This window comes from Acinetobacter sp. SH024 (assembly GCF_000163635.1).
GTDB classification, from domain to species: domain Bacteria; phylum Pseudomonadota; class Gammaproteobacteria; order Pseudomonadales; family Moraxellaceae; genus Acinetobacter; species Acinetobacter pittii.
On sequence record NZ_GG753601.1, the window covers coordinates 133,011 to 156,238 of the forward strand.

Here is a 23,228-nt window from a genome sequence, read left to right on the forward strand (position 1 = left end):
AATGTGCATTTTATTTTTATAATATTGATTAATCCAATCAGGTTCTTTCAGTTTTTTTGACAGATGAATATTAATCAAGATCAACTACTCATGTTTCAAGCCGTGATTGAAACCGGCTCTTTTTCTGCAGCAGCGCGTAAACTTGGCAAAGTTCCTTCGGCTGTAAGCATGTCTATTGCCAATTTAGAAATTGATCTGGACTTAACTTTATTTGACCGTAAAGGCCGCGAACCCGCCCCTACTGACGAAGCAAGGGTTTTATATGAAAAGACCTCTCAGCTTTTGATTGAGATGAATCAATGGAAACAGCATGCTCACGCGTTAAGTACAGGTTTGGAAGCTAATTTAACTATTGTGATTGTGTCTGAACTTTTACACACCAATTGGACAGACTATATTTGTCTTTTAGAGAGTCGTTTTCCAGACTTACAAATTAATATTGTCTCTGCCCCTCAAGAAGATGCACTCCAAATGTTATTAGACGGGTCTGCCCAACTTGCACTGATGTTTGAACGCGAGCACCTAGATAACAGAGAACAATTTGTAGAGCTTAAACGTGAGGCCTTAATTCCAGTTATTTCAAATAACCACCCCCTCGCAGGTCAAAATCAGGTTACTTATGAACAAATCCTCACTACACGACAAATAGTAGTTGCAAGCCGAGATGAGACTTTAAAACCCGAGTTACTTTTTTCGAAACATTATTGGCGCACCGATAACCACCACTCCGCTTGTTTAATGATCTTGCGAAATTTGGGTTGGGGTGTACTTCCTCAAGAAATGTTTAAAGAAAATCCTGAATTAAAAAATAAACTTAAGATATTGGATTTATTAGATTTCACTCCCCGATTTGAATATTATGTTGATTTGGTATGGAGTCGAGAAAGTGAGCTTGGCGCCGCTGCTAGATTTTTGATTGAACATATCCGTAAGCAACGAATGCAACCACTGCCTTAAAAATATTTCAAATTAGATGCAGAACCTAAACGTTTTTCTTTGAAATATAACAATTGATATATCGACAGCATGAATAGACTTTGTGCTATAAAGAAAAGATAAGATTTATTATTGAAGATGTTGAATATCAATGACTCATACAGCACTTGACCAATTAAAAACATTAACGACCGTTGTTGCCGACAGTAGTGACCTTGATGCAATTCGTAAATTCCGTCCATTAGACGCAACGACTAATCCTTCATTGATTACGGCAGCAGCAGAACAACCAGAAAGCAAAGAGCTGATTGAAGATGCTTATTATCAAGCCAAAGAAGAAGGCTATAGCAACGATGAGTTAATCGAAAGAACCATTGATATTTTAACCGTAAAATTTGGTGTAGAAATTTTAAAACTGATTGAAGGCCGTGTTTCAACGGAAGTTGATGCTGCTCTTTCATATGACACCGAGGCAACCATTAAAAAAGCGCATGAATTATGTGAACTTTACAAAGGTTATGGTATTGATCAGTCTCGCATTCTGATTAAAATTGCATCGACTTGGGAAGGTATTCAAGCTGCCAAAGTGCTCGAAGCTGAAGGAATTGCTTGTAACCTCACTCTCCTTTTCGGTTTACATCAAGCCCAAGCGTGTGCAGATGCAAAAGTGACTTTAATCTCACCATTTGTAGGTCGTATCTTAGATTGGTACAAAAAAGCTGAAGGTGTAGACGCTTACCCAATCGAAAAAGATCCAGGTGTCGTTTCAGTTAAGAAAATCTACACTTACTACAAGCAGCAAAATATTCCAACTCAAGTGATGGGTGCGAGCTTCCGTAGTATAGATCAAGTGCTTGGTCTAGCTGGATGTGATTTGCTAACCATCTCGCCAAGCTTACTTAACCAGCTTGAGCAAGATACCCGTACAGTTGATGCGGCCCTTGATGCATCTCAAGCAAAACAAGCAGAAGCGATTGTTAGACCAGCTCAAGATGAGCAAAGTTTTAAAGATGAACTTAACCATGACTTAATGGCATTCCAGCTTTTACAAAGTGGTGTCGATGGCTTTATTAAAGCACGTGACCAATTAAGCCTTTTGTTACGTCAGTCTTTTGGAATTGATGCGGAAATAAAATCTTAAAAAACTGCACTTTTCATACAAAATTGCCGATTTTTGTTATCATGACAAAAATCGGTTTTTTATTGGGTTTCTCGTGTTCGGCATAACAGATTTAACAACATATATTATTGGTACATTCCTAATTGTGTTATTGCCAGGACCCAATTCTCTTTATGTGATGTCAATCGCTTCGCGCTACGGGATTAAAACCGGATATATGGGTGCATTCGGTATTTTCACCGGTGACCTTATTTTAATGCTATGTACAGTACTCGGAGCTGCGTCTCTACTCAAGGCATTCCCATGGGTATTTGTCATTCTTAAATTAACAGGTGCACTTTATTTATCTTATTTAGGCTTTAAACTGTTACAAGGCAGTATTCAACGCTGGAAACAACGTAATCAAACTCAACCAGAAATGGCTGATTTACCAGCTTTAGATAAAGTTCATCCTTATAAAACAGCCCTCAGTATTAGTTTACTCAACCCTAAAGCGATTTTATTTTTCCTCTCTTTCTTTGTTCAATTTGTTGAGCCAGATTATGCTTATCCTGCTCTGAGCTTTTTAATTTTAGCGATTATTTTACAGATCATTAGCTTTAGTTATTTAACTGCACTAATCTTCTCTGGAATTAAACTCTCGGCATTTTTTAAAGAAAACCATAAAATTGCAGCAAGCGGAATCTTTTTAGTAGGAATTCTATTTTTCGGATTTGGTTTAAAACTAGCAACCTCAACGATTTAATTATTTTTACTCTAATAAGCTTTTACATTAGAAAGTTAAAAAATCATGAACTGCTAAAAGTCCAGCATGCCATCTGTTTTAACTTCATTAAGTACAAAAAAAGTTCTGACTTGTCTTACTCCAGGTAAGGCAATAATCTTTTCACTATGAAATCGGTTAAACGCTGCTAAATCTTTAACACGAATTTTTAGAAAATAATCGACTTCTCCCGCCACCAGATAACACTCTAAAACATTTTCCAAATCACCCGACGCTTGTTCAAATGCTTGAAAGCTGTCAGGAGTTGAACGGTCCAAAACCACACCAACTAACACCACAGTACCACGTTGAACCGTATTGGGATTGATCCGAGCACGGACATCCAAGATTGCTCCAATCTTAAAAAGACGCTGAGTATGATTCCAACAAGATGATGTACTAATACCTACTAGTTTTGCCAATTCAGCATTACTTAAACGCCCATTTTCCTGTAAGGCACGCATAATTTTCAGTTCTAATGGGGTCAAATTTTCAGCTTTCTCATCCATAAAACAATATTCTTGATTCATTGTTATTTATGAAACAAATAATAGCATTATTTAAGAATTTAAAAATATTATTTATTTTTTAACCTAAAAATAGAAAGCACCTTTTTAAAAAAAATTGTTAAATTCACCCCAACTGGAAGCAATGGCAGAAGCCTATTAATTTTTCTTGGATTTAGAATACGTATCATGCAAAAAATTCTTCAAGATTTTTCAATTCCAGCAGTATTTGCTGGTTTTATTACCTTTCTCATTGGTATTAGTGTTTCGGCCGTTTTAGTGATTCAGGCGGCTCAAACTTTAGGTGCTTCACCTGAACAAATCACTTCATGGTTTTGGGCTTTGGGTTTGGGTATTGGCTTATCAGGACTCATTCTTTCTTGGAAATTTAAATATCCTGTAGCGACGGCGTGGTCAACCGCAGGTCTTGCTTTAATTATGGCAACAGGTAGTGGATATAGTTTAAATGAAGCGATTGGTGCTTTTTTAGTTGGTGGTTTACTAACAGCTATTTTAGGCTTCTCAGGTATTTTTCAAAAAGCGCTGTCATACATTCCTCAAAGTTTAACAAGTGCCATGCTGGCAGGCGTCCTACTCAAATTTGGTATTTCACTTTTCGCAAATTTACAAAATGATTGGGCATTTGTTTTGTCCTTACTTAGCATTTATGTCATTACAAAAAGATTATGGCCGCGTTATAGCATTGTATTTACCGTAATTGCAGGTATTGCCCTGTGTCCTGTCTTTTTAGAATTTCATATGCCTACAATTCAGTGGTCTTTAGCAAAACCTGTTTGGATTAGACCTGACTTTAGCTGGTCAGCACTTTTGGGCTTAGCACTGCCACTGTTTGTGATTAGTATGGCTTCTCAATATTTACCGGGTATTGCCATGATCAAAAGTTATGGCTACAAACCACACGTGAATCAACTCATTGGCTGGACAGGTTTAACCCAAGTTGTGCTTGCACCGTTTGGCTGTTATAGCGTCAATATTGCTGCGATTAGTGCTGCCGTAAGCTTAGATGATCAAGTTCATCCTGACCCAAGCAAACGCTATATTGCAGGTATAAGCTGTGGTTTTTTCTACATCTTAATGGGTTTGTTTGCTGCAACACTCACAAGTTTATTGATGTCTTTTCCTCATATTTTTATTGTAGCTTTGGCTGGAATTGCATTACTTAGTACGATCAGCCACAACATTGCGATTGCTTTTGCTCAAATTGAAGAACGTGAAGCTGCATTATTTACCTTTTTATGTAGCGCTTCGGGTATTCAATTCTTCGGGATCGGCTCAGCATTTTGGGGATTGGTGGTCGGAATTATTGTATTTGCTGTGCTCAAATTTAAAGCCCAAAAAAGCTAATAAAAAAAGCGTTCATAACTCCCTATTTTTAATGCTATGAACGCTTTTTAGTATGGTTTCTTATAACTCTCTTACTACGACTGATTTTGCCATTTTGTCGTGCCAGCCTTGTTTTTTAGCGTCAAATGCCACCCAAAAAAGACCAATACCAAATACTAAAATTGATGGAATATAGCCAATATATCGAATAATACTTTGCATGACTGTGAGCTTATTACCTGTTTTTTCATCTAAAACTTTTAAGCGCATCAAACGTTTGCCGGGTGTACCTGCAAAATACAACCAACATAAGATTGAATATAAAAAAGGAAATGCGTAGTTCACAATTAAGTCGAACCAATAATTTTGTGGCTGACTACTTAAGCCTGTAGCAAATACTAAGTCGTAATCTCCCCGATAAAAAATCCATGCGGCTGGAATAATTGCCAAACAAAGAATAAGACTATCAATAATCATTGCGCCAAATCTTAACCAGAACCCTGCATACTCATACTTATAAGTCATGCTCACCTCACTTTGTTATTGTTTAATAGCTAAAATGGTCTTACTACTTTACTTTTATCCTAATTGAAACCTTTTTATTTTTAAATACTTAAATAAATTTTAAATTTCTTACTTTTATATTTTATTGTAATTATTTTGATCAAAAAATATCATTAACCACATATCTCTACAAAAACTTAATTTAATCTTTTAAAAACTGACATTTTTTATGTCAGTTATATCGAAATACGTTTATAAACAAATTAAATTACAAATAAATATTATATTTATTGCCAAAATAAAATATCTATTTTAAATTCTTTTTTTAATAAAAGTGCTGCAAATAATAGAGCCAATCCGATTGTAATTAAAAAAACACTTAAACTGATTAATCCATAAATAATTGTTATACCGCCTAATATAGCTAAAATATAAAAAATAATTACACTGATTGTTGGCATTTCAATTTATTCCACTACTTAAAATAAAAAGCAATTTATTCTATCGAGTTTATAAACGATTGCTGTTTTCAAATGTTGATTACACTATTAATTTGTATCATCATACATTAATAATGTTATTAAACTTATTTAATGTTAATTTAGTTTAATAGAAAGTGATGAAGTTCACATAAGTTTTATTTAATTTCAAAATAATGTTTTTCAGTCACAAGTTTAATTTTTAAGTTTTTATATAAGCGTTCTTTTGAGTCTTCTAGTGAAGGAACAACTTTTTCTGCAAATTTATCTTCAGTCATCAGTCTTGCATAAGTTTTGTAGCCAATGATTAACTTTTGAGGTTCTTTACCTGTTTGACTAAACTCTTCAATGAGTTTATTGACTTTCTTTGCTGTTAAATCTGCCATCTTTCTTAGCCCCCCTTTAATTTACTATTTTGTTATACGGCTTCTTTGTGACAGAAATATGAACCGTAATTTTTTGTAATTTTCATGTAAATATTAACAATTATTGGTCTACAGCATACTTATCAGTTCAAAACCAGCAAAGAAATCAATTCAACTATTTGATTTATATTTATTTTGTTTAATTTTAATTACTTTTAATTGAATAGATGTCTCCATAGAATGAAATATGTTAATCTTTAATTAATAAAAGCTTCATACATATAACAACTGTAAATAAGAGGAATAACATCATGAATTACCAACATATTATTGTACCAGTAGATGGTTCTGAGATTTCTTTAGCAGCAGCTCGACAAGCAGCTCACATTGCAAAAGCATTTGGTAGTAAATTGACCGCCATTAGTTTGGTTGCGGTAGATCCTTTTAGTGGCGTAGATTTTTATTACATCTCACCTGTTGTAAAAGATTATTTTGTTGAAGCACGCGCCAACGCAGAAAAAACTCTCGCAAAAGTTAAAGCTTTATGTGCTGAAGAAGGCATTGATGCAGAGACTCAAATCATCCAAGGTGAAATTTCTTCAGATGGTATTTTGAAAGCCGTAGAAGACTTAGGTTCTGATTTAATTGTGATTGGTTCGCACGGTCGTAAAGGTTTCCAAAAACTAATTTTGGGTAGCTTTGCTCAAGATGTTTTAAATAGCACCAAGATTCAAGTTTTAGTCGTAAAAGAGTAAAATTCTTGAAAGATAAAAGCCCAATCCTATGATTGGGCTTTTTAATAAAATAACTTATAGAAATTTTACACCCAGTAAAAAACTCTATAGAATAGTTCACTATTCCATCAATTTCGTGAGTCACGCCAATGAAGTAAGTCTTTTTTCTCATCAATTTTTTCTTTTTTTGATGTGCAAAATAGACTATTTTTGTGATTTACCGTCTCTATTAAAAATTATCATTCTCCTATTTTGTACATCCTGTATTTATGAGGTTTTTTATGACTCAGCAGGCATGTGTAATATCGCAACTTACCTTAGAGTTTCCTTCAAAGGTAATGTTTAAGCATCTAAATTTTAGTCTTGAATCGAATCAGGTATCTGCCCTAATTGGTCGTAATGGCCAAGGCAAATCTTTGCTTATGCAAATGTTAAATAAGATGCTTGCATTAGATTCAGTTATTACATCAGGGCAAATATCTTGGCATGTAAAATATGCGTATTTACCTCAATTGCATCGTTTGACAGCACTGACGATTGCTGAAGCCTTAGATATCTTAGATATTTACGACGCTTTTAAAAGAGTTGAACAAGGTAATGCCGACTTCGATGATTATGATTTATTGGAAGGTAAATGGGACCTGCCCACTTTATGGAACAACCTCTTAGAATCAGCTGGTTTACCAACAGATTTAGATTTCCCAGTTAAAAATTTAAGTGAAGGTCAAAAAACCAAATTGGCTCTAAGCTGTTTATTTTTAAAATCAGGCCACTATCTATTACTTGATGAGCCTAGCAATCATCTAGATCAGGAATCTAGACAATGGTTAATCGATCATTTAAAAAAACACCCAGCAGGTAGTCTTATCATTAGCCATGATCGGACTTTATTAAATGAAGTCGACCATATTTATCATTTAAATGAACATGGTCTACATCACACCACCGGAAATTATGAAAAATTTTATGGACAGTATCAAACCAATATTGCAGCTCTAGAGCAATCTATTCAACAGAGCCAACGTGAAGTTAAGCACATGAAGCAAAAGCAACATGATGTATTAATGAAAGCTCAAAAACGAGAGCGTGCTGGCAATAAATTAAGAGAATCAAATTCTCAAGCCAAGATTTTGCTCGACTTTAAAAAGGAACAAGCAGGCCAAAGCATTGCTGCTATACAGTCTCAACATCAGCGACAAATTTCAAACAGTCAAAATGATTTAAAAGATAAGAAATTGCTTCTCGAAACCGTTAAACCTCAACAGTTTGTCTTCCCGTCTTTTCATAAGAAATCTGGTGAAATTCTGCGGATTAAAAAATTGAAACTGAAACATGGAACTCAAAAACCCATCGATCTAGCAATACAAGCGGCTCAAAAAATTCATATAACAGGACAAAATGGTATTGGAAAATCAACTTTACTTAAGGCAATTCATGCACAGAACAATCAACCCTGTGACAGCATTCACCTATCTGTAGAGTGTTTCTATCTCGACCAGAACTTTAGCTTTTTATGCGATGAAATGACTGTTATTGAAAATTTATCTCACCTGAATAATGAACTTTCAGAACTCGAATGGAGAAATTTGCTAGGTCAACTTCGAATTCGTGGAGATAAAGGTATCCAACTATTGTCTCAGCTAAGTGGTGGTGAAAAACTAAAAGTAGCTTTATTGGCCCTTAGCCAGATAGAACCTGCACCTGAACTTCTGTTATTAGATGAACCAGAAAATCATTTGGATATTGAATCTAGAGAGCTACTTGCTAATGCTATTCAGAGTTATGAAGGTGCGGTATTGCTCGTTTCACATGATCAACTGTTTGTTGAAAGCTCAGGCATTCATGAGTCATTTTCTTTAATATAATAGTTAGTAATATACCAAGTTTCAAATTTACTAGCTCTCGAGAGCTAGTAAATTTTATCAATTATTATTGTTTCACTTTGCTTAATAACTCGAGGTCTAAAGTATATTTCACAGTTTTATTCTTACGAGCACTATTACGCATTTGATAAACTTGAATAATATAGTCACCGTCAACTGGTAAAGTAAGCTCTCCTTTAAAACCTATAGTTGAGCCAATCAATAGTGCATTATCTTTACCTGGTTTTTTACCAGGTGCAAAAATATTTATGTAGGCTAAATTCCCCAGACTATTGATATCAAATTTTAATATTTGGCCTTTTTTTGCATAAACTCTATACCTTACATCATCGTAGCCCTGAAATTTTCCAGTTAAAATGGTATGTGGTGAACTTTGTAAAAAATTAACTTTTTGCTCATTATTTTTGGCATAGATAGTGAACGAAGTAGCTGAAATAAGCGTAGATAGTAATAATGTTTTAATGATTTTTCTCAACTTATTGACCCTCAAAATTATTTTAAAGTGATTATATTAAAAATGATTTTTATAAAATTTTACTTTATGTATGAGTTTGATGAGTATTAGTTGCTTTATATAACCAGTAACAAATAAAGTATCTTAGAAATCTAAATTATCTTTCTTTTCAATAATTATTTAAAAGTTAAAGTATATGGATAATCTATGAGTCTGGAAGAATTTTTAATGAATATTATTATTCGTGATGAGCAAGCCGAAGATATTGAAGCCATTGAAGAATTGACAAAAGCAGCTTTTCAAAATGCTGAGCACACAAGTCATACCGAGCATTTTATTGTTAATAGTCTAAGAGCTCACGGACAACTTACTATTTCTCTAGTTGCAATTGAAGATGAGTCTATTATTGGACATATTGCTATTTCTCCGGTTGAGATTAGCTCAGGCGAAATAGGTTGGTATGGTTTAGGTCCTATCTCAGTTCATCCAAATAAACAAGGATGCGGTGTTGGCTCTCTTCTCATCAATAAATCACTAGAAAAATTAAAACAACTTGGCGCTCAAGGATGTGTTTTATTAGGTGATCCAAATTATTACAGCCGATTTGGTTTTAAAAATTATCCTGAGCTAATTTTGCCTGATGTACCAAGTGAATATTTTCAGGCTCTAACTTTCTCGGGCAATATTCCAAAAGCTAATGTCAAATACCATGAGGCTTTTAATGCAACACAATAATAAAAACTTACTATCTTCAAAAGAAAACTCCTAAAAATAGGAGTTTTCTTTTTCATTGGTTTTGAACAATATTTACTTAAAATATTAGCTTTTATTTAACACGCTCAATTTGGAAAACTTCAATATCGGTAGGCTTAACTCTATGCTTATCTACCTCACCAACGACACGTACTTTATCCCCTGCTTTTAGTTCAAGAGGTTTCCATAAGTCATCATCGATATCAATTATGATTGAACCCGTAGCGTCTTTTAACTCAAAATGATCCCCAGCAATATGCTTTACGATCATACCAGTTAAAGTTACTCCAGATTCATCAGCCAAAGTTTTTACTTTGGACACTGTGACTACATTTTTTGTTGCTTCGTTTAATAAAGCAGCATCTGGTTTAGCTATCACAGCACTACTTCCTAATAAAGCAAATCCAGCCAATGCTGTTAAAAGTATTTTTTTCATGACGATTACCTACTTTTTAATATTCTTAGTTATATAAACAAATTCTTTTAAAGTTATAGATTTAGCTTTTGTGGCTTTTTGTATCTTATTAAGTTCTTTGTTTAATGAGAATAAATAGTAACATTAAAAAATTTCTTTAAGTTCTCTTTTCCAACAACTATTTTATGGGCTTTATTTTTTTCGTGAATTTACTTAAGAAAGCTTTTTCTTAAGTAAATTAAACTCAGCATTTAAATATCATTTCATTGTTAGGCAACAAGTTGTCCTAAACTCAATAAAATATTTATGGCTTCTGTCTCGTCCTCGGTTTGCATAACAATCATTCTGTCATAAGAAATTCCACCAACCTCAATATAAATTTTTGGATGTGGAAGCTGAGGAATATAGACTTTTAGTGGTTGATAAAGAGCAAGAAGATAACCAAATGAATCATAAGGATAATGATCATCTTTTAATGTCTTCTTTATAACAACATAGTTGTTCAATATATTTAAAATAAAACCATATTCATTTTCAGAATGAAATTTAGCGTCCATACCTACCTCCTTGATTAGTTAATATTTTTATAATCAAACTTAAAGGTTAAATTTCTGATCTGAGGATATTTGAACCAATTTACTTTAAATATAGAGTTCTATTTAAAATAATGAGTTTCTAATTTAAATATATTTAAAACCAAGTGTATTAGTCAATATATTTTGAACAGCGCCATTAAAAATAAATATTTTGAGTTACAAATCACACTTTAAGACAAAAATAAAAAGATATAAAAAAACCCATCTTACGATGGGCTTTGAGCATTCATGTAGATTATGAATCTTTATCCATTGAATGAGGAGTTGTGGTTTTATCTTGCTGTTTTGTGTCATTTTCACCTTGGCAAGCACTCACACTTAAAGAAATAAAGGCGGCTAAACCCAAGGTCGCTATAATTTTTGTCATGTTTCACCTCATGAATTGTTTAGATTGATGAGTTAATAAATACTTTTTATTAGTTTTACGATCAGCATAGGTTTCTAGGCTTTTTTGTAGATTTAGCGCAAAAATGTAAAGCTATTTAGTTTTGACTTTAAGTGCTCATTTAAATTTAACTCAACAATTTCAAAGCCGAGCACCTAAAATAAACTTAAATTAAATATTAACTGAATGCCTGAGCGTTTTGAGGAGTAAGTCATATAAGTGATCTACAGCTTTAGACTCCAAAGATGCCCGGCTTCGGTACACAGCGACCTCCATAGGTTCTAAAGGTCCTAGGCCATGATCAGCACTTAAAATAGTTAAATGCTCAGGTGCACTACACTGTGTGAACACGGCAACTGCTAAACCACTTTCCACCGCTGCAATTTGACCAGCTAAACTTGAACTGTTGTATACCACCCGATAACGGCGTCCCTGTAAGGCCAAAGAATTAATCGCACTCTTTTTGGCTTGACTTGTACTTTCATAAACTGCAATTGGGAGTGGATCTTCTCGCCAGAGTTCAAACTGTGGAGAGCCTACCCACACCATTGGTTCATGAAATAAAAGTGTTCCTTGACGAGCGTTATCTCTCGAAATTAATGCCAAGTCTATATCCCCAGTTTCTACCCGTGGTATTAACGAAGTAGACTGCTCACAAATTAATTCAATTTCAACACCTCCATAACGTGGAGCAAAACGCTTAAGTACAGGCGTTAAATATTTTGCAGCATAATCATCGGGCACCCCAAGGCGTATACGCCCCTTCAGCTCATCTCCATGAAATGCCATTTGGGCTTCTGCATGTAAGTCAAGAATACGGCGCGCATAACCTAAAAGTAGCTGTCCTTGAGACGTTAATTCAATTTGTCGGTGCGTTCGTATTAAAAGTTGGCAATGTAGAGCTTCTTCAAGTTTTTTTAATTGCATGCTAACCGCTGACTGTGATCGATATAACTCAGGTGCTGCATTTGATAAAGAGCCTGTATCTACTACGGTGACAAAACACTTTAGCCAATCAATCTGTAAATTTTTTAAAGTCATAAGAATTTATCTATTCGATTTTCAAATAGTATATAAAAGAATTATGCGCTTTTCTTTATTTATTGCCTCTCTCATACTGAACTTATAAGAAGTTAAAACAATTCATTTTTTAACGTCGCTAACAGTAAATTGATTAACAACTGAATAACTCGTTAATCACTGTCCTTACTAACAATTTTATCACTTCGTATTTCTTAGGTATTACGCACTAGGAGGAGGTTTTATGCGCCTAAATAAACAGATGCTTGCGTCACAAAGTGCGACATCCACTTTCGTTTTGCTTTGGGGGAGTGCTGCGATTTTTACTCGATGGGGGCTCGACAGTGCCTCACCTATAGCATTATTAATTCTGCGTTTTGCCACAGCTTTGTTTGTTCTGTTGTTAATTGCTATTTTTAGAAAAAGACTTTTACCTAAGTATGGATCTCGAAAGCAAGTTTTATTAACTGGACTACTGATTATTGCAGGTTATTCAATTTGTTATTTTAAAGCCATGGCTCACGGAGTCACCCCTGGTTTAATGGCCACAATCATGGGAATACAGCCAATCTTGACGCTTTGTCTTTTAGAAAAGAATTTACAAAAAGAGAGATTATTAGGTCTATTGATTGCTTTAGCCGGACTCATACTTTTAGTGTGGAAAAGCTTAACTATGTCTTTTATCGCTCCAATCGGAATATTCTTTGCCTTAGCAGCACTGATCTGTATCACTTTTGGTGCCATCATGCAAAAAAACATTCAACAAGCCCCAACAGATGTCTTACCGCTCCAATATATAGTTAGCCTTCTAGTTTGTTTATTTATAGTTCCATTTGAACATTTTGAAATAACGTGGAATTCACAACTCATTATTTCGGCCTTATTCCTTGGAATTTTAATTTCTGTAGTTGCTCAACTTTTACTTTACCGTCTTCTAAATCAGGGCAATCTTGTAAATGTAACAAGCCTATTTTATTTAGTGCCTGTCGTTACTGCACTTTTAGATTTTTTAATTTTAAAAAATAAGTTGCCGCTTGCGGGCTTAATAGGAATGATTGCAATTTTAATAGGCTTAACGCTTGTATTTAAAAAGAAATAACTCATTTAAAGTAGATTATAAAACCCTAGACTGAGGGCTTTATACTGAGTTAAAGACTAGTCTAAATTTTTCCAGTCTTTACCAATTTGAGCTAATGCTGGCAGTTCATCGCTATTAAAAACATTAGAATTACGATCAATAGCAAATCGATAGATGGGCACAGAATCAGCTTGAGTTTTTTTATAGAAGCTGAAATTTTCAGTAATATGGTAATTGCCGGCTTCTGTAGATTTTACAGCTGTTCCTGATGGAATATGAATATAACTTTCACATTCCACTTCAATATTATTTCCAGCAAGATCTTGGTAGGAAAATTTCATGTTTTGATCCTTTCTAAATTTTTATGATTGAGAAAAACTTAACATGCTATCTGGCTAGATTATTGAAACTTTTTTCAACTAATTGTTTAAGTGTGTGTATTTAGTTAAAACTAAAAAAGTTGTTCAAGATAAAAATCCTATTTCTAATACTTCTACTCTCTCTCACAATCCCAATACTTTAAAAGCTCGCTCATCAAGTTCTTTAAGCTCCTCAAGTGTATATAACCGTCCTTCTGGGTCAAAAAACTTATCAAAGTCAAATTCTCCTTCTTTATATAGTTGATATCTTTTAGGCCCTAACCACTCTTTTTGAAAAAAATCATCTGTTAGTTTAAAAAACTCTTTAAATGACATATTTGCATCTAATTGGCCAATTAAATGTTCACGTTCATTTTTAGGAATATCCCTAAATTTTCTCTCATCCATAATGAAGGCTCGGTTGCCAACTAGCTGACCATTTTCATGAGTTGGAACTAGAATACTACGGCAATGAGGATGCAAAGGCGGAACTTTTTTTGTAGGATCATTGATATTCCACACACTACTATCAAGGGCTGCACATACTTTTGAGGTTCTGCCATCAAGAACACTTACAAATCTGACATATTCAAACTTTAACTGTTTATAGCTGTTTAAATAGGCCTGATTGGATATATGACTTCGAATCGTACGCACAGTTCGTTCAATATCAATCTTAGAGCTATTTAGTAGTCCATCTTCATATTTAAGGCGTTTAGTCCCAAGAATCCTTTGAATAATTTGTTGATTCGTCGCTCCAGTATTGAGGCCATCCCGAATTGCATACTCCACTCTTTGACGGGCGACCTCGGCAATTGTAGAAAATAACTCCTCCACCAATGCTCCACCTGCTAAAGGAACACGTTTAGCAGCTTTATAGAGCTGTTCACCTTTTAATTCTTTATGTTTGCCACCAAAAACTTTTGACATATATTTGGCTTCATAGACAGCCAATGCCACAGCAGAGATGGTAAAAGTTTCAATGAGCACATCATTGGTGGTATTAAACCACTGAGAAATCAGTGCACGTAACTCTTTTAATGGGGCTGTTGAGTAAAGCCCACCCGCCAATGCGGTTTTTTCCTTTTCATTTAGCTCATCTAACAAGTTACTTAGTTTGGTAAGCATATTAACTGTTTCGGAATTAAATAAATTAAGAAGTTCATTAACTGATCTTGAAGATGCTCGATATAGATAAGCTTGATGTTGAGTCAGAACATCAAAAAGTGATTTCTGATGAAGATTAACCATAAAAATTACCTCTACAGAATTGCCCTTTTTTGTTATTTTCTATTTTCTGCCTTACCTTATGTAATTTGCTTATTATTAATATCTCTAGAATAAGTTATGACTAACAAGTGTACCTACGTAAAGTTATTTAGCTAATAGCTTATCCTTGTAATTTATATCTTTATAAACTTGTCTCGTGTCTAACTACACCATCTCTTTAATGCTGAGTAAAACAGCATTACTCGGAATATTTTTAAGTATTTTCTTTTGTTGTTTTCGCCATTCTTTATGAAATTTTTTATCAGATTGTTCAGAAAAACTGTCTGTATTCTTATTAGCATATGTAGTATCTGTATTTGATGATTGTATACATGGCCAATTGTTTAATTGAGGTGTTAAAACCGCATTACTCATCAATGAAAGTTCTTCTAATCTAATTAAGTTCATATTTACTTCCTTGCTTATATCTAGCTCCTGATGTCTTCAACATGTTCAAACTTTATATTGAACCGTTAAAAGATAGCTATTGTTTTATTTCCTAAGCCAATCAGAGCCTACACAAATACCACACCCTTAAAAATGCAAAGTGCAAGTTTTGTGTATTGATTTACCAATGATGTAACTTGCTATACGCCCAAATAAATTAATTTTAAATAGAATGAAAAAGGTATTTATAAGGTTTTCTTCTCTGCTCCCTTAAATTCAGTTATACTGTTCTTAGTATGAGATGAGCCTTATATAGTTCATTGGTAGATCAATGAATGACTAAGCCCTTCGCTTTCGAGCAAGGGCTTTTTTAATGCGTGTAATTTAGAAAAATTACTTTGATCTGACTCAGCAATTCAAGCCTCGGTTTGCCTTTACTGAACAGGTCTGTTAGATTGGTCTTGTTCATCAACTCCTATTGTCGATGAATACTGAAGCCTGATTCGTAGCATCAGGCTTTTTTTATGCCTAGATTTTATAAAGATAGCCCGTTAAATTCATCTAGTACTAGTGAAACGTTATCTAAAAATAATTTTATTATCTTGCTTTTAACCAAGTACCCACTTCTTTTAACGTCTCGACTAAACCGTTTAATTTCTTACCATCTTCAGTTAAAGAGTACTCAACTTTAACAGGAACTTCCGCAAAAACTTCTCTATTAATGAAGCCTTCTTCTTCGAGAAAACGTAATTCCAAAGTCAACATTCTTTGAGAAATATTAGGGATTGCGCGTCTTAACTCATTAAAACGCATAGGTCCTTCAATGAGAAATGAAATAATTAACATTCTCCAGCGACCACCCAATACTGTCATTGCTTCTTCTACAGAACAGCCAGAAATATTATCTTTCATTGATTAGTTAGGTATAAAAAATATACCTATATAACAAAATAGTGCCTAATTTACAATCTATACCTTGTAGTAAATAATAAGTTTTTAATACGAAAATGCTGGTCTATTTTATGGAATATAAAGAAGTTGCCAAAAAGACGATTAATCATTTGTACTCAGCACATGCCTCAATTCGAAGCTCTGGAATTGATCCACAACTAATTGCTTTAGCTGAATTGTACGTGTCACAAATTAACGGCTGCGCTTATTGTTGTGCTTTTCATGCACAAGAATTAAGGGATATGGGTATAAGCCAAGAAGTCATTGATAAAATCCCAGGCTATAAACATTCAAACGTTTTTTCAAAAAAACAATTTCTCGCTCTTGAACTTGCAGAAGCAGTCACTTTTCTATCTGAGAAAATTGAACCCGTAAAAACTCACTTGGCTGAGTATTTTAGTGAAAGGGAGATTGTAGAGTTAACAACTAGCATTTCACTCATGGGAGCATTAAACAGGCTCAGAATTACCTTAGGGGATAAAAGTTAATTCATTTAATTTCCATATGAAAAGCCCAGACTATCTGAGGCTTTTCACAGCTTCTGACTAAACGAAATAAAAAATTAAAAAGACTATGATCCTAAAAACAATTTCTTTTCAATAGCACGGCGTCTAACCAATCCAGCCAAACGCTTACCGCCTGCGTTTACCCATACATCAAATTGGTTTGCGGCCCCTTTGTAATCACCTGAATTTAATTTTTTTAATAAGGTCGATTTTTTAAAGGCTCCTGCCCCGATGTTATAACTTAGTGAGACTAATGCGTCGAATTGATTTTGCTTTAAAGGAACTTTTACAGCGCCATTGACTGCACGCTCAAATATTTTCAAATCATGCTGCATATATGCTTTGGCCTGCTCAAAAGTACATGTGTCACCTTTTTGAACGCTCAAACCGTTTGGGTATCTGGTCGTGCCATAACCAATGCTCCAGACACCTACACCATCATCATAAGCACTGAGTCTTAATCCTTCAAAATTACAAATACTGTTTACCCCTACCTGACTCAGAGACATCTCATCTACCGCAAAACCAATTTCCTGATCGCCATTGTCTGTTGCTGTAGCAATCGAGCTATTTGTAGCGGCACGTGACCGAGACTGAGTAGTAAAAAGCTTGCAAAGATAATCCAATATTTTTTGCATCTAATCCTCTGTCATATTACTTGTTCTAGAAACATACAACCTCATATCTCTAAACTTCTTGCCTAGCTCTCATTTTTTAATTCATTAATGATAATTTTTGAATAACATCTAGGGTTTGTTGTTGTTCAACCAAATACGCTAGAAATTAAAATGCCCAATATAAAATTGGGCTATAGATTATTCTTCGACTTCTATAGGATCGCCATCTTCAGGTCGAATATGTCGTTCACCATCATCTGCCGGATCGACACTAGAGCCATCTTTGGTAATACTGTTATACAACTCATCCTCTTTTTTATCATCGATAAATTCTTCATCTGCAAAATCAAGAGGCTCTTCATCGTCGTCAAAATTTAAGGGTTTTTCTTCATCTATCATGAGATTTATCCTTTACTTCACTTGTCTCATACCATGCTCAAATAATTAACAGATACATTCAACATGAAACAATCATCATTTATGTAACAGACACTTTAAGATACATATAACAAAGAAAACCACCCTCGAAGGCGGTTACTAAGCTCTAAATTGATAGAGATAATTGGCTTATAACTTTTATATATTTTAAGAAGGTAGTTTATTATTTTTAATATAATCATCTGATTTAAAATAATTAACAATCATTTCAGCATTTTCTTCTTTTACAGGTAAAGTAGTTACTGGAATATTTTCATTTCCCATACTAAAGCCTTGAGGGACCAATTGAGAAATAGGAGGAAATTTGGCTTTACCTCCCTCAGTGATTCTTTCAATAAATCCTGCAAGCCATAAAATAAATTCACCTTCATTATCAAACTTAGGCATAAGACTAAAATCAATTTTTACCGAGCATTGCTCGATGGGCTTGGTTAAGCAGTCTTCAAAATTAATAAAATTATACTTTAATTTGAATTCAGTACCTTTTATCGCATTACGAATAAGCCCAACCAAACAATTTAAATTTTCTATTACATCATCAGAAAACAAGTTGTCATTTTTAATTTTTTTATAAACCTTATCTGCTATTGCTAGATATTTTGGCATCTTAACCTCCTATCTTCTCATGCGTATATTTATATACTTCTTTAAACTATTATTTTTTTATGTAAGATAGGGTAAAACTCATCAACTAAATGTAAGAAATACAAGGTTTTTGAAATTTAATAGTAAAACACATATCAAAAACATTAAAAAATGTGAAACATGCAACATTAAATACCAAAATAAAAGAAGATTTTGAAAAATTTTCTTTCAATTTATTTTATAGATGAGCAATACTTCCAAAACTAACTTACCATCCATTTAAGATGAAGCATGCTTATATAAGATATTAATTTTCTGAGATATTTTTAATTTTTATTGTTTTCAAGGTGATTCAAAATACTACTAATTTTTAAAAACAAATAACCGAAAAGTAGTCCATTAAATATAATAAAAAGACCAACAGTAACCATTTCTTTAGACCACACTTGAATAATGTCTAAATTATCATTTCGAGTTTCAACTTGCCCATATGACAAAATAAAAGCCAAGCCTAAGACAATTCCAAACAAAATCACAACCCATGCTACAACTGATGTTGTCTTACTTTCTTTAAGAGATTTCTTCACTTCACTCATAATTTTTCTTGATAAACTTCTAGATTTACATATTCTTTTATATTAATTCGCTATGTACTTAAAGTTTTATTTCTTTAACTTTTTGATAAAAATGTTATTAATTTTTATATTTTGTTTATCACAAAATATAAATTAGTATATTTAATATTCTGTAACCTCAAAATTTTAAAATAAATAGTATTAAAGATATTTATAACAAAGGGGCGAATTTAATATAAATAAACGAAAATCCTTTAAATCCGCTCCTTATGTTTAGTAAGATCTTCTTTTATTTTACCTGAAATTTAATATTGAATTTTCTTGCTAGTTTTCTTACTTCCGGATTAGATGGTAAAACAAATGGACTTGAACGCCAGATAGCTTTTTCAATACTTGTTTTAAATTTTTGCTCTTCTTTATCTAAAAAGATAATTTGCTCGATTTCTCCAGTATCCGTTAAAAAGACCTTAACACTTGCGCTCATACCTGTAGAAGACTTGGGAATATCCCATGTTTTATAAATTTTCTTTTGATATTGTTTTTTATATTTTTCAGCCTCTGAAATAATTTTATTATCAACCACTGGCGCAGGAGTGACTTGTTTGTGACCTGTGGCACACCCAACTAACAAAAATAAAGAAGCAACAATAGTGAAGTTTTTCATTTAAAATACCTTATTTTCAATAATTAAAATTTAACAGTTTAGAGTTTAAAAAACCACCCAAAAGGTTGTATTAATCATTAATTATTATGAGTTAGCAAAGGTGTGAAGCCACCTTTGCTCTTCCCTTTTTTATTTAATATTTTATTTTCATTAAAAAGGAACTTCATAACGAAAATTTAGATTTGAATTTTCTGATATATTTATATTATAGACATCTCGATCAGTAAAAATCCCGTGTTCAGGTGTTTTAAAACTATTAAAAGCTTTATTCTCTGGAACTATTGGAGGTTTATTTAAATAATTTTCTTGAGAATTATATGGAGATGAAGCACAACCAATCAGCCCAAAACCCAATAAAGATATAACTAAAAATGTCTTCACAAATTTTGTCCACTTTGATAAAAGCTACACAATTTAACAAATTGAACTGCTATTGTCACACCAGAATAATTTAGTTTAACTTAACAATAAATATATCGCATATATTTTAAAAACAAATAATTTCAACTTCGATAAAAACAAATAAAGCTGGCCCATATAAGTTTTCAAAACTGGATGTATTAAAGGCCCTATTCTAATTTTAATATTTCCTTGATTTTTAACCAATGATCTACCTATTAATGTTTAGATTTTAAGGATTGTTATGCGGTTACATTTTATTGTTCATGAAGATTTTGAAGCGCCTGGCGTATATGAAATTTGGGGCAAAATGAATAACTTCAAAATTACCTATTCAAGAGTGTATTTAAATGAAGTTTTGCCAACTTCTGTTGAAGATATTGACTTTCTTATTGTAATGGGTGGCCCACAAAGTCCCGATACTACATTAGATATGTGCCCTCACTTTAATTCATTAGCAGAACAAGCAATCATTAAAAAAGCGATTGAAGCAAATAAAGTGGTTATTGGGGTATGCCTAGGATCTCAATTGATCGGTGAAGCTTTAGGTGCCAAGTTTGAACACAGCCCTGAGCGAGAAATTGGTAAGTTTCCAATTATGCTTACAGAGTATGGAATAACGCATTCTAAGTTTTCTCACTTAGGAAAAATGACCGAAGTTGGCCATTGGCATAACGACATGCCAGGCTTAACTCCCAACGCAAAAATTATTGCTTTTAGCGCAGGGTGCCCAAGACAGATTATTGAATATTCCAAATTAGTTTATGGCCTTCAATGCCATATGGAATTAACTTCAGAAGTAGTTGAATTACTGATTCAACATTCAGAAGTCGAGTTAAATGATGCTCACAATTATAAATTTGTGAATACTCGTGAAGAATTACGGAAGCATGACTATCAAGAAATGAATCAAAACCTCTTTATTTTTCTGGATAAATTGAAAGAAGAATATTCAAAACGATCTTAAAAAAATGAGTGTAAAAAGCCTTTTTAAATTGGCTTTTACGCTCCACTACAGATCTTATTATTTACCAGTTGATCAAGCATACTTGAAGTCAAACCTTCAAAAATCAAATTTTAATGTTACAATACAGTGATTTACTCAATTTCAATTGGACTCCCAAAGAAATGAATAGATTTTTATTAACTTTTTTATCTTTAAATATTGGGCTTTTTTCTTCTTCCATCTTTGCTGAAACAAACACATTTCAAATGAAACAAGAATATAACCGCCCTAGATTTAATCAGCATAAAAGTATGCTTGAAATAAATGCTAACACTCAGAACCCTCAGCTGACTGAACAGCAAAATTCATTTAATTCTCCTCATTCCCAAAACGTAGATTTTTTTGAAATTGCAAAACAATATCAAGAAAATGAAACAAAGCCTTCTTCGTTTACTGATGAAACAGTGAATATGAGTGATCATGAGCGTAGTCTTTATTACATTAGACATCATGATAATGTGGGTATTCAAAGAGAAATTCGTGGCCAACAGTTTAAATCGCTAAAACAACAGCGCGATAAAGGTGTTATTTCTAATGATGTATATAAAGAAAAGGTCTACAAAATCTTAAATCAACCTAACTTTAAATAAATTTGAAGCCCTCTTCGGAGGGCTTTTTAAATGTTACTTTTAGGAATGCCACTTCCTTCATCTTTACAGCTCTCAATTCATAGGTATTGCAGCCTCACCTATAGCAAAAGTAAATCAATCATGTGAAAAGCTAACAGAGATCATTGAGCAAAGTAGAACTCAGTCATGAGAGTCTAAAAAATTTAATGGTATGGTAAATATGAGCTTCTAAAAAAGAATCGACTGCTAACTTTTGTTATTTCTATTAGTATTTTTACTTTTTATCATAATACTTTTTATACCGAATGGTTTACAATTAAGACTAATATCATTGGTTTTCAAATAGATTTTTTTACCTGCTACTAAAAAAGCCTTAGTAATCAATTTAAATGTAAAGAAGCCATTAGCAGAGGAACTAAATGGATTATCATCAAACGTTAATGGAAACGGGTTTATCAGCTACACCTTCGCGAGTTGCTATTTTTCGTTTTTTACATGAGAACGATAAGGGAATAACTGCAGAAGAAATATACCTACTATCTCAAAAGAAAAATTTAAAAATTAGTCTAGCCACGACATATCGTACTTTAGCGGAACTCGAACATAGAAAATTAATTAAAAGAGTTGTTTTGGGTAAAAGTAATAGAGGGATTTATAGACCAGCCTCTAATAAAATTAGTTTAAATCTTATTAATACCAAAACTGGAAAATCTCATCCTTTTGAATATGATGAAAAAGTAGAAGAACTACTAGAATGCTTGTTGAAAAAAATTGATGAAAAAGCGTTAAATATTGAAGTAAATATTTATAAGTAACCTATAAATAATCTACGCTACTTAATTACTCGCCTTGTTTTTTAAACCTCAGCCCACTTACGAATTAAGTTGTGATAAGTATTGGTTAAGTTCAAAACTTCTTTATGATCATCACCTAGTTGCATACGTAAATTTTGAATAGTTTGGTCTAGATTAAATAACATATGTCGCTCTGCATCATCACGAATCATGCTCTGAACCCAGAAAAAAGACGCTATACGACAGCCTGAAGTAATAGCGGTGACTTCGTGTAGACTGGTAGATGGATACAAAATCATATCACCAGCAGGTAATTTAATCTCATGATATCCATACGTATCTTCAATTACGAGTTCCCCACCTTCATACTCTTCTGGTTCACTTAAAAAAACCGTACACGATAAATCTGTTCTTAAACGCTGATTACTACCACGTATGAGCCGTATTGAATTATCTACATGAAAACCAAAAGACTCATGATTTTCATAGCGATTAAATAATGGTGGGATTATATCTAGGGGAATTGCGGCAGATAGAAATAATGGATGTTTTCCTAAAGCATCAAGAATGATATTGCTCAGTTGATGAGTTAGAGGATCTTCTTCAGGCAATTGCTGATTATGTTTTACTGTAGCTGAAAGTGTACCAGCAGTGACTTTTCCATTAACCCATTCTGCTTTGTCCATTTCTTGACGGAAAAACTGGACTTGGTCTTTATTAAGTACATTTGGAATATGGTGAATCACGGCGATACCTTTAAAAATAGCTTTAATT

32 protein-coding genes and 1 pseudogene are annotated in these 23,228 nt (G+C 33.3%); 12 read left to right on the forward strand and 21 right to left on the reverse strand.

The window, feature by feature from the left end:
• The first annotated feature begins 63 nt into the window (after positions 1-63).
• From HMPREF0013_RS13250 to leuE, 3 genes are all read left to right on the forward strand, one after another.
• On the forward strand, positions 64-957 hold the full coding sequence (locus HMPREF0013_RS13250) for a LysR family transcriptional regulator (protein WP_002115224.1): 894 nt from the start codon (positions 64-66) through the stop codon (positions 955-957).
• 130 nt (positions 958-1,087) lie between these two features.
• Positions 1,088-2,077, forward strand: a complete 990-nt coding sequence (gene tal / locus HMPREF0013_RS13255; RefSeq protein ID WP_002115174.1) for a transaldolase — start codon at positions 1,088-1,090, stop codon at positions 2,075-2,077.
• A gap of 73 nt (positions 2,078-2,150) precedes the next feature.
• Positions 2,151-2,801: a leucine efflux protein LeuE gene (gene leuE / locus HMPREF0013_RS13260; RefSeq protein WP_016803130.1), complete on the forward strand. Its 651-nt coding sequence runs from the start codon at positions 2,151-2,153 to the stop codon at positions 2,799-2,801.
• A gap of 53 nt (positions 2,802-2,854) precedes the next feature.
• On the opposite strand, the gene HMPREF0013_RS13265 is transcribed toward leuE, so the two are convergent.
• Positions 2,855-3,328, reverse strand: coding sequence for an Lrp/AsnC family transcriptional regulator (locus HMPREF0013_RS13265; RefSeq protein ID WP_002115169.1), 474 nt, complete (start codon positions 3,326-3,328; stop codon positions 2,855-2,857).
• Positions 3,329-3,514: 186 nt separating this feature from the next.
• Between HMPREF0013_RS13265 and HMPREF0013_RS13270 the strand changes: the two genes are divergently transcribed.
• Positions 3,515-4,690, forward strand: coding sequence for a benzoate/H(+) symporter BenE family transporter (locus tag HMPREF0013_RS13270; RefSeq protein WP_002115196.1), 1,176 nt, complete (start codon positions 3,515-3,517; stop codon positions 4,688-4,690).
• 60 nt (positions 4,691-4,750) lie between these two features.
• Here HMPREF0013_RS13270 and HMPREF0013_RS13275 read toward each other — a convergent pair whose 3' ends face one another.
• The 3 genes from HMPREF0013_RS13275 to HMPREF0013_RS13285 all read right to left on the reverse strand — a co-directional run bounded on the left by HMPREF0013_RS13275 (position 4,751) and on the right by HMPREF0013_RS13285 (position 6,038).
• Positions 4,751-5,194, reverse strand: a complete 444-nt coding sequence (locus HMPREF0013_RS13275; protein WP_002115195.1) for an RDD family protein — start codon at positions 5,192-5,194, stop codon at positions 4,751-4,753.
• Between the two features lie 266 nt (positions 5,195-5,460).
• Positions 5,461-5,634: a hypothetical protein gene (locus tag HMPREF0013_RS13280; protein ID WP_002115204.1), complete on the reverse strand. Its 174-nt coding sequence runs from the start codon at positions 5,632-5,634 to the stop codon at positions 5,461-5,463.
• 176 nt (positions 5,635-5,810) lie between these two features.
• A complete protein-coding gene (locus tag HMPREF0013_RS13285; protein WP_002115208.1) occupies positions 5,811-6,038 on the reverse strand; it encodes a hypothetical protein in 228 nt (75 codons plus the stop codon).
• A 290-nt stretch (positions 6,039-6,328) separates the two neighbouring features.
• Here HMPREF0013_RS13285 and HMPREF0013_RS13290 point away from each other — a divergent pair, with 290 nt between their 5' ends.
• Both HMPREF0013_RS13290 and HMPREF0013_RS13295 read left to right on the forward strand, forming a co-directional pair.
• Complete coding sequence (locus HMPREF0013_RS13290) at positions 6,329-6,772, forward strand: universal stress protein (RefSeq protein WP_002115225.1); 444 nt, start codon at positions 6,329-6,331, stop codon at positions 6,770-6,772.
• Positions 6,773-7,032: 260 nt separating this feature from the next.
• On the forward strand, positions 7,033-8,616 hold the full coding sequence (locus tag HMPREF0013_RS13295) for an ATP-binding cassette domain-containing protein (protein ID WP_002115214.1): 1,584 nt from the start codon (positions 7,033-7,035) through the stop codon (positions 8,614-8,616).
• 64 nt (positions 8,617-8,680) lie between these two features.
• On the opposite strand, the gene HMPREF0013_RS13300 is transcribed toward HMPREF0013_RS13295, so the two are convergent.
• Together HMPREF0013_RS13300 and HMPREF0013_RS24960 are read right to left on the reverse strand one after the other, a co-directional pair.
• Positions 8,681-9,109, reverse strand: coding sequence for a hypothetical protein (locus HMPREF0013_RS13300; protein ID WP_002115181.1), 429 nt, complete (start codon positions 9,107-9,109; stop codon positions 8,681-8,683).
• A 36-nt stretch (positions 9,110-9,145) separates the two neighbouring features.
• Positions 9,146-9,262: pseudogene (locus tag HMPREF0013_RS24960) on the reverse strand (hypothetical protein).
• 54 nt (positions 9,263-9,316) lie between these two features.
• Between HMPREF0013_RS24960 and HMPREF0013_RS13305 the strand changes: the two are divergent.
• A complete protein-coding gene (locus HMPREF0013_RS13305; RefSeq protein WP_005803527.1) occupies positions 9,317-9,823 on the forward strand; it encodes a GNAT family N-acetyltransferase in 507 nt (168 codons plus the stop codon).
• A 91-nt stretch (positions 9,824-9,914) separates the two neighbouring features.
• On the opposite strand, the gene HMPREF0013_RS13310 is transcribed toward HMPREF0013_RS13305, so the two are convergent.
• From HMPREF0013_RS13310 to HMPREF0013_RS13320, 4 genes are all read right to left on the reverse strand, one after another.
• Complete coding sequence (locus HMPREF0013_RS13310) at positions 9,915-10,277, reverse strand: NirD/YgiW/YdeI family stress tolerance protein (RefSeq protein WP_002115176.1); 363 nt, start codon at positions 10,275-10,277, stop codon at positions 9,915-9,917.
• 248 nt (positions 10,278-10,525) lie between these two features.
• Positions 10,526-10,813, reverse strand: a complete 288-nt coding sequence (locus tag HMPREF0013_RS13315) for a hypothetical protein (protein ID WP_002114606.1) — start codon at positions 10,811-10,813, stop codon at positions 10,526-10,528.
• 274 nt (positions 10,814-11,087) lie between these two features.
• Entirely contained in the window at positions 11,088-11,219 is a 132-nt protein-coding gene (locus tag HMPREF0013_RS0105380) for a hypothetical protein (protein ID WP_002114618.1), read from the reverse strand.
• 189 nt (positions 11,220-11,408) lie between these two features.
• A complete protein-coding gene (locus HMPREF0013_RS13320; protein ID WP_002114614.1) occupies positions 11,409-12,278 on the reverse strand; it encodes a LysR family transcriptional regulator in 870 nt (289 codons plus the stop codon).
• 223 nt (positions 12,279-12,501) lie between these two features.
• Between HMPREF0013_RS13320 and HMPREF0013_RS13325 the strand changes: the two genes are divergently transcribed.
• On the forward strand, positions 12,502-13,356 hold the full coding sequence (locus tag HMPREF0013_RS13325) for a DMT family transporter (RefSeq protein ID WP_002114611.1): 855 nt from the start codon (positions 12,502-12,504) through the stop codon (positions 13,354-13,356).
• 56 nt (positions 13,357-13,412) lie between these two features.
• Here the strand turns inward: HMPREF0013_RS13325 and HMPREF0013_RS13330 are convergent, their stop codons facing one another.
• The 4 genes from HMPREF0013_RS13330 to HMPREF0013_RS13345 form a co-directional block, all read right to left on the reverse strand.
• Positions 13,413-13,676, reverse strand: a complete 264-nt coding sequence (locus HMPREF0013_RS13330) for a hypothetical protein (protein ID WP_002114625.1) — start codon at positions 13,674-13,676, stop codon at positions 13,413-13,415.
• Positions 13,677-13,838: 162 nt separating this feature from the next.
• Positions 13,839-14,945 (reverse strand): minor capsid protein, encoded by a 1,107-nt coding sequence (locus tag HMPREF0013_RS13335; RefSeq protein WP_002114622.1) that lies wholly within the window; start codon positions 14,943-14,945, stop codon positions 13,839-13,841.
• Between the two features lie 183 nt (positions 14,946-15,128).
• Positions 15,129-15,371, reverse strand: a complete 243-nt coding sequence (locus HMPREF0013_RS13340) for a hypothetical protein (RefSeq protein WP_002114610.1) — start codon at positions 15,369-15,371, stop codon at positions 15,129-15,131.
• A 576-nt stretch (positions 15,372-15,947) separates the two neighbouring features.
• A complete protein-coding gene (locus HMPREF0013_RS13345; protein ID WP_002114620.1) occupies positions 15,948-16,262 on the reverse strand; it encodes a winged helix-turn-helix transcriptional regulator in 315 nt (104 codons plus the stop codon).
• 110 nt (positions 16,263-16,372) lie between these two features.
• Between HMPREF0013_RS13345 and HMPREF0013_RS13350 the strand changes: the two genes are divergently transcribed.
• Positions 16,373-16,789 (forward strand): carboxymuconolactone decarboxylase family protein, encoded by a 417-nt coding sequence (locus tag HMPREF0013_RS13350; RefSeq protein WP_002114624.1) that lies wholly within the window; start codon positions 16,373-16,375, stop codon positions 16,787-16,789.
• 83 nt (positions 16,790-16,872) lie between these two features.
• On the opposite strand, the gene HMPREF0013_RS13355 is transcribed toward HMPREF0013_RS13350, so the two are convergent.
• The 6 genes from HMPREF0013_RS13355 to HMPREF0013_RS13380 all read right to left on the reverse strand — a co-directional run bounded on the left by HMPREF0013_RS13355 (position 16,873) and on the right by HMPREF0013_RS13380 (position 20,067).
• Positions 16,873-17,445: a lysozyme gene (locus HMPREF0013_RS13355; RefSeq protein WP_002114626.1), complete on the reverse strand. Its 573-nt coding sequence runs from the start codon at positions 17,443-17,445 to the stop codon at positions 16,873-16,875.
• Positions 17,446-17,622: 177 nt separating this feature from the next.
• Positions 17,623-17,823, reverse strand: a complete 201-nt coding sequence (locus tag HMPREF0013_RS13360; protein WP_002114613.1) for a hypothetical protein — start codon at positions 17,821-17,823, stop codon at positions 17,623-17,625.
• A gap of 186 nt (positions 17,824-18,009) precedes the next feature.
• Positions 18,010-18,468, reverse strand: coding sequence for a hypothetical protein (locus HMPREF0013_RS13365; protein ID WP_005803530.1), 459 nt, complete (start codon positions 18,466-18,468; stop codon positions 18,010-18,012).
• Between the two features lie 305 nt (positions 18,469-18,773).
• A complete protein-coding gene (locus HMPREF0013_RS13370; protein ID WP_005803531.1) occupies positions 18,774-19,043 on the reverse strand; it encodes a hypothetical protein in 270 nt (89 codons plus the stop codon).
• 268 nt (positions 19,044-19,311) lie between these two features.
• Positions 19,312-19,686: a TonB C-terminal domain-containing protein gene (locus tag HMPREF0013_RS13375; protein ID WP_005803532.1), complete on the reverse strand. Its 375-nt coding sequence runs from the start codon at positions 19,684-19,686 to the stop codon at positions 19,312-19,314.
• 150 nt (positions 19,687-19,836) lie between these two features.
• A complete protein-coding gene (locus tag HMPREF0013_RS13380) occupies positions 19,837-20,067 on the reverse strand; it encodes a hypothetical protein (RefSeq protein ID WP_005068685.1) in 231 nt (76 codons plus the stop codon).
• A 262-nt stretch (positions 20,068-20,329) separates the two neighbouring features.
• Between HMPREF0013_RS13380 and HMPREF0013_RS13385 the strand changes: the two genes are divergently transcribed.
• The 3 genes from HMPREF0013_RS13385 to HMPREF0013_RS13395 all read left to right on the forward strand — a co-directional run bounded on the left by HMPREF0013_RS13385 (position 20,330) and on the right by HMPREF0013_RS13395 (position 22,475).
• Positions 20,330-21,052 (forward strand): type 1 glutamine amidotransferase, encoded by a 723-nt coding sequence (locus HMPREF0013_RS13385; protein ID WP_005803535.1) that lies wholly within the window; start codon positions 20,330-20,332, stop codon positions 21,050-21,052.
• A gap of 113 nt (positions 21,053-21,165) precedes the next feature.
• Positions 21,166-21,681 carry a hypothetical protein gene (locus tag HMPREF0013_RS13390; protein ID WP_031944153.1) on the forward strand — a complete coding sequence of 172 codons (516 nt, stop codon included), beginning with the start codon at positions 21,166-21,168 and terminating at the stop codon, positions 21,679-21,681.
• A 398-nt stretch (positions 21,682-22,079) separates the two neighbouring features.
• A complete protein-coding gene (locus tag HMPREF0013_RS13395; protein WP_002163151.1) occupies positions 22,080-22,475 on the forward strand; it encodes a Fur family transcriptional regulator in 396 nt (131 codons plus the stop codon).
• A gap of 41 nt (positions 22,476-22,516) precedes the next feature.
• On the opposite strand, the gene HMPREF0013_RS13400 is transcribed toward HMPREF0013_RS13395, so the two are convergent.
• A complete protein-coding gene (locus HMPREF0013_RS13400) occupies positions 22,517-23,200 on the reverse strand; it encodes a Fe2+-dependent dioxygenase (RefSeq protein WP_002163149.1) in 684 nt (227 codons plus the stop codon).
• Between the last annotated feature and the right edge of the window lie 28 nt (positions 23,201-23,228).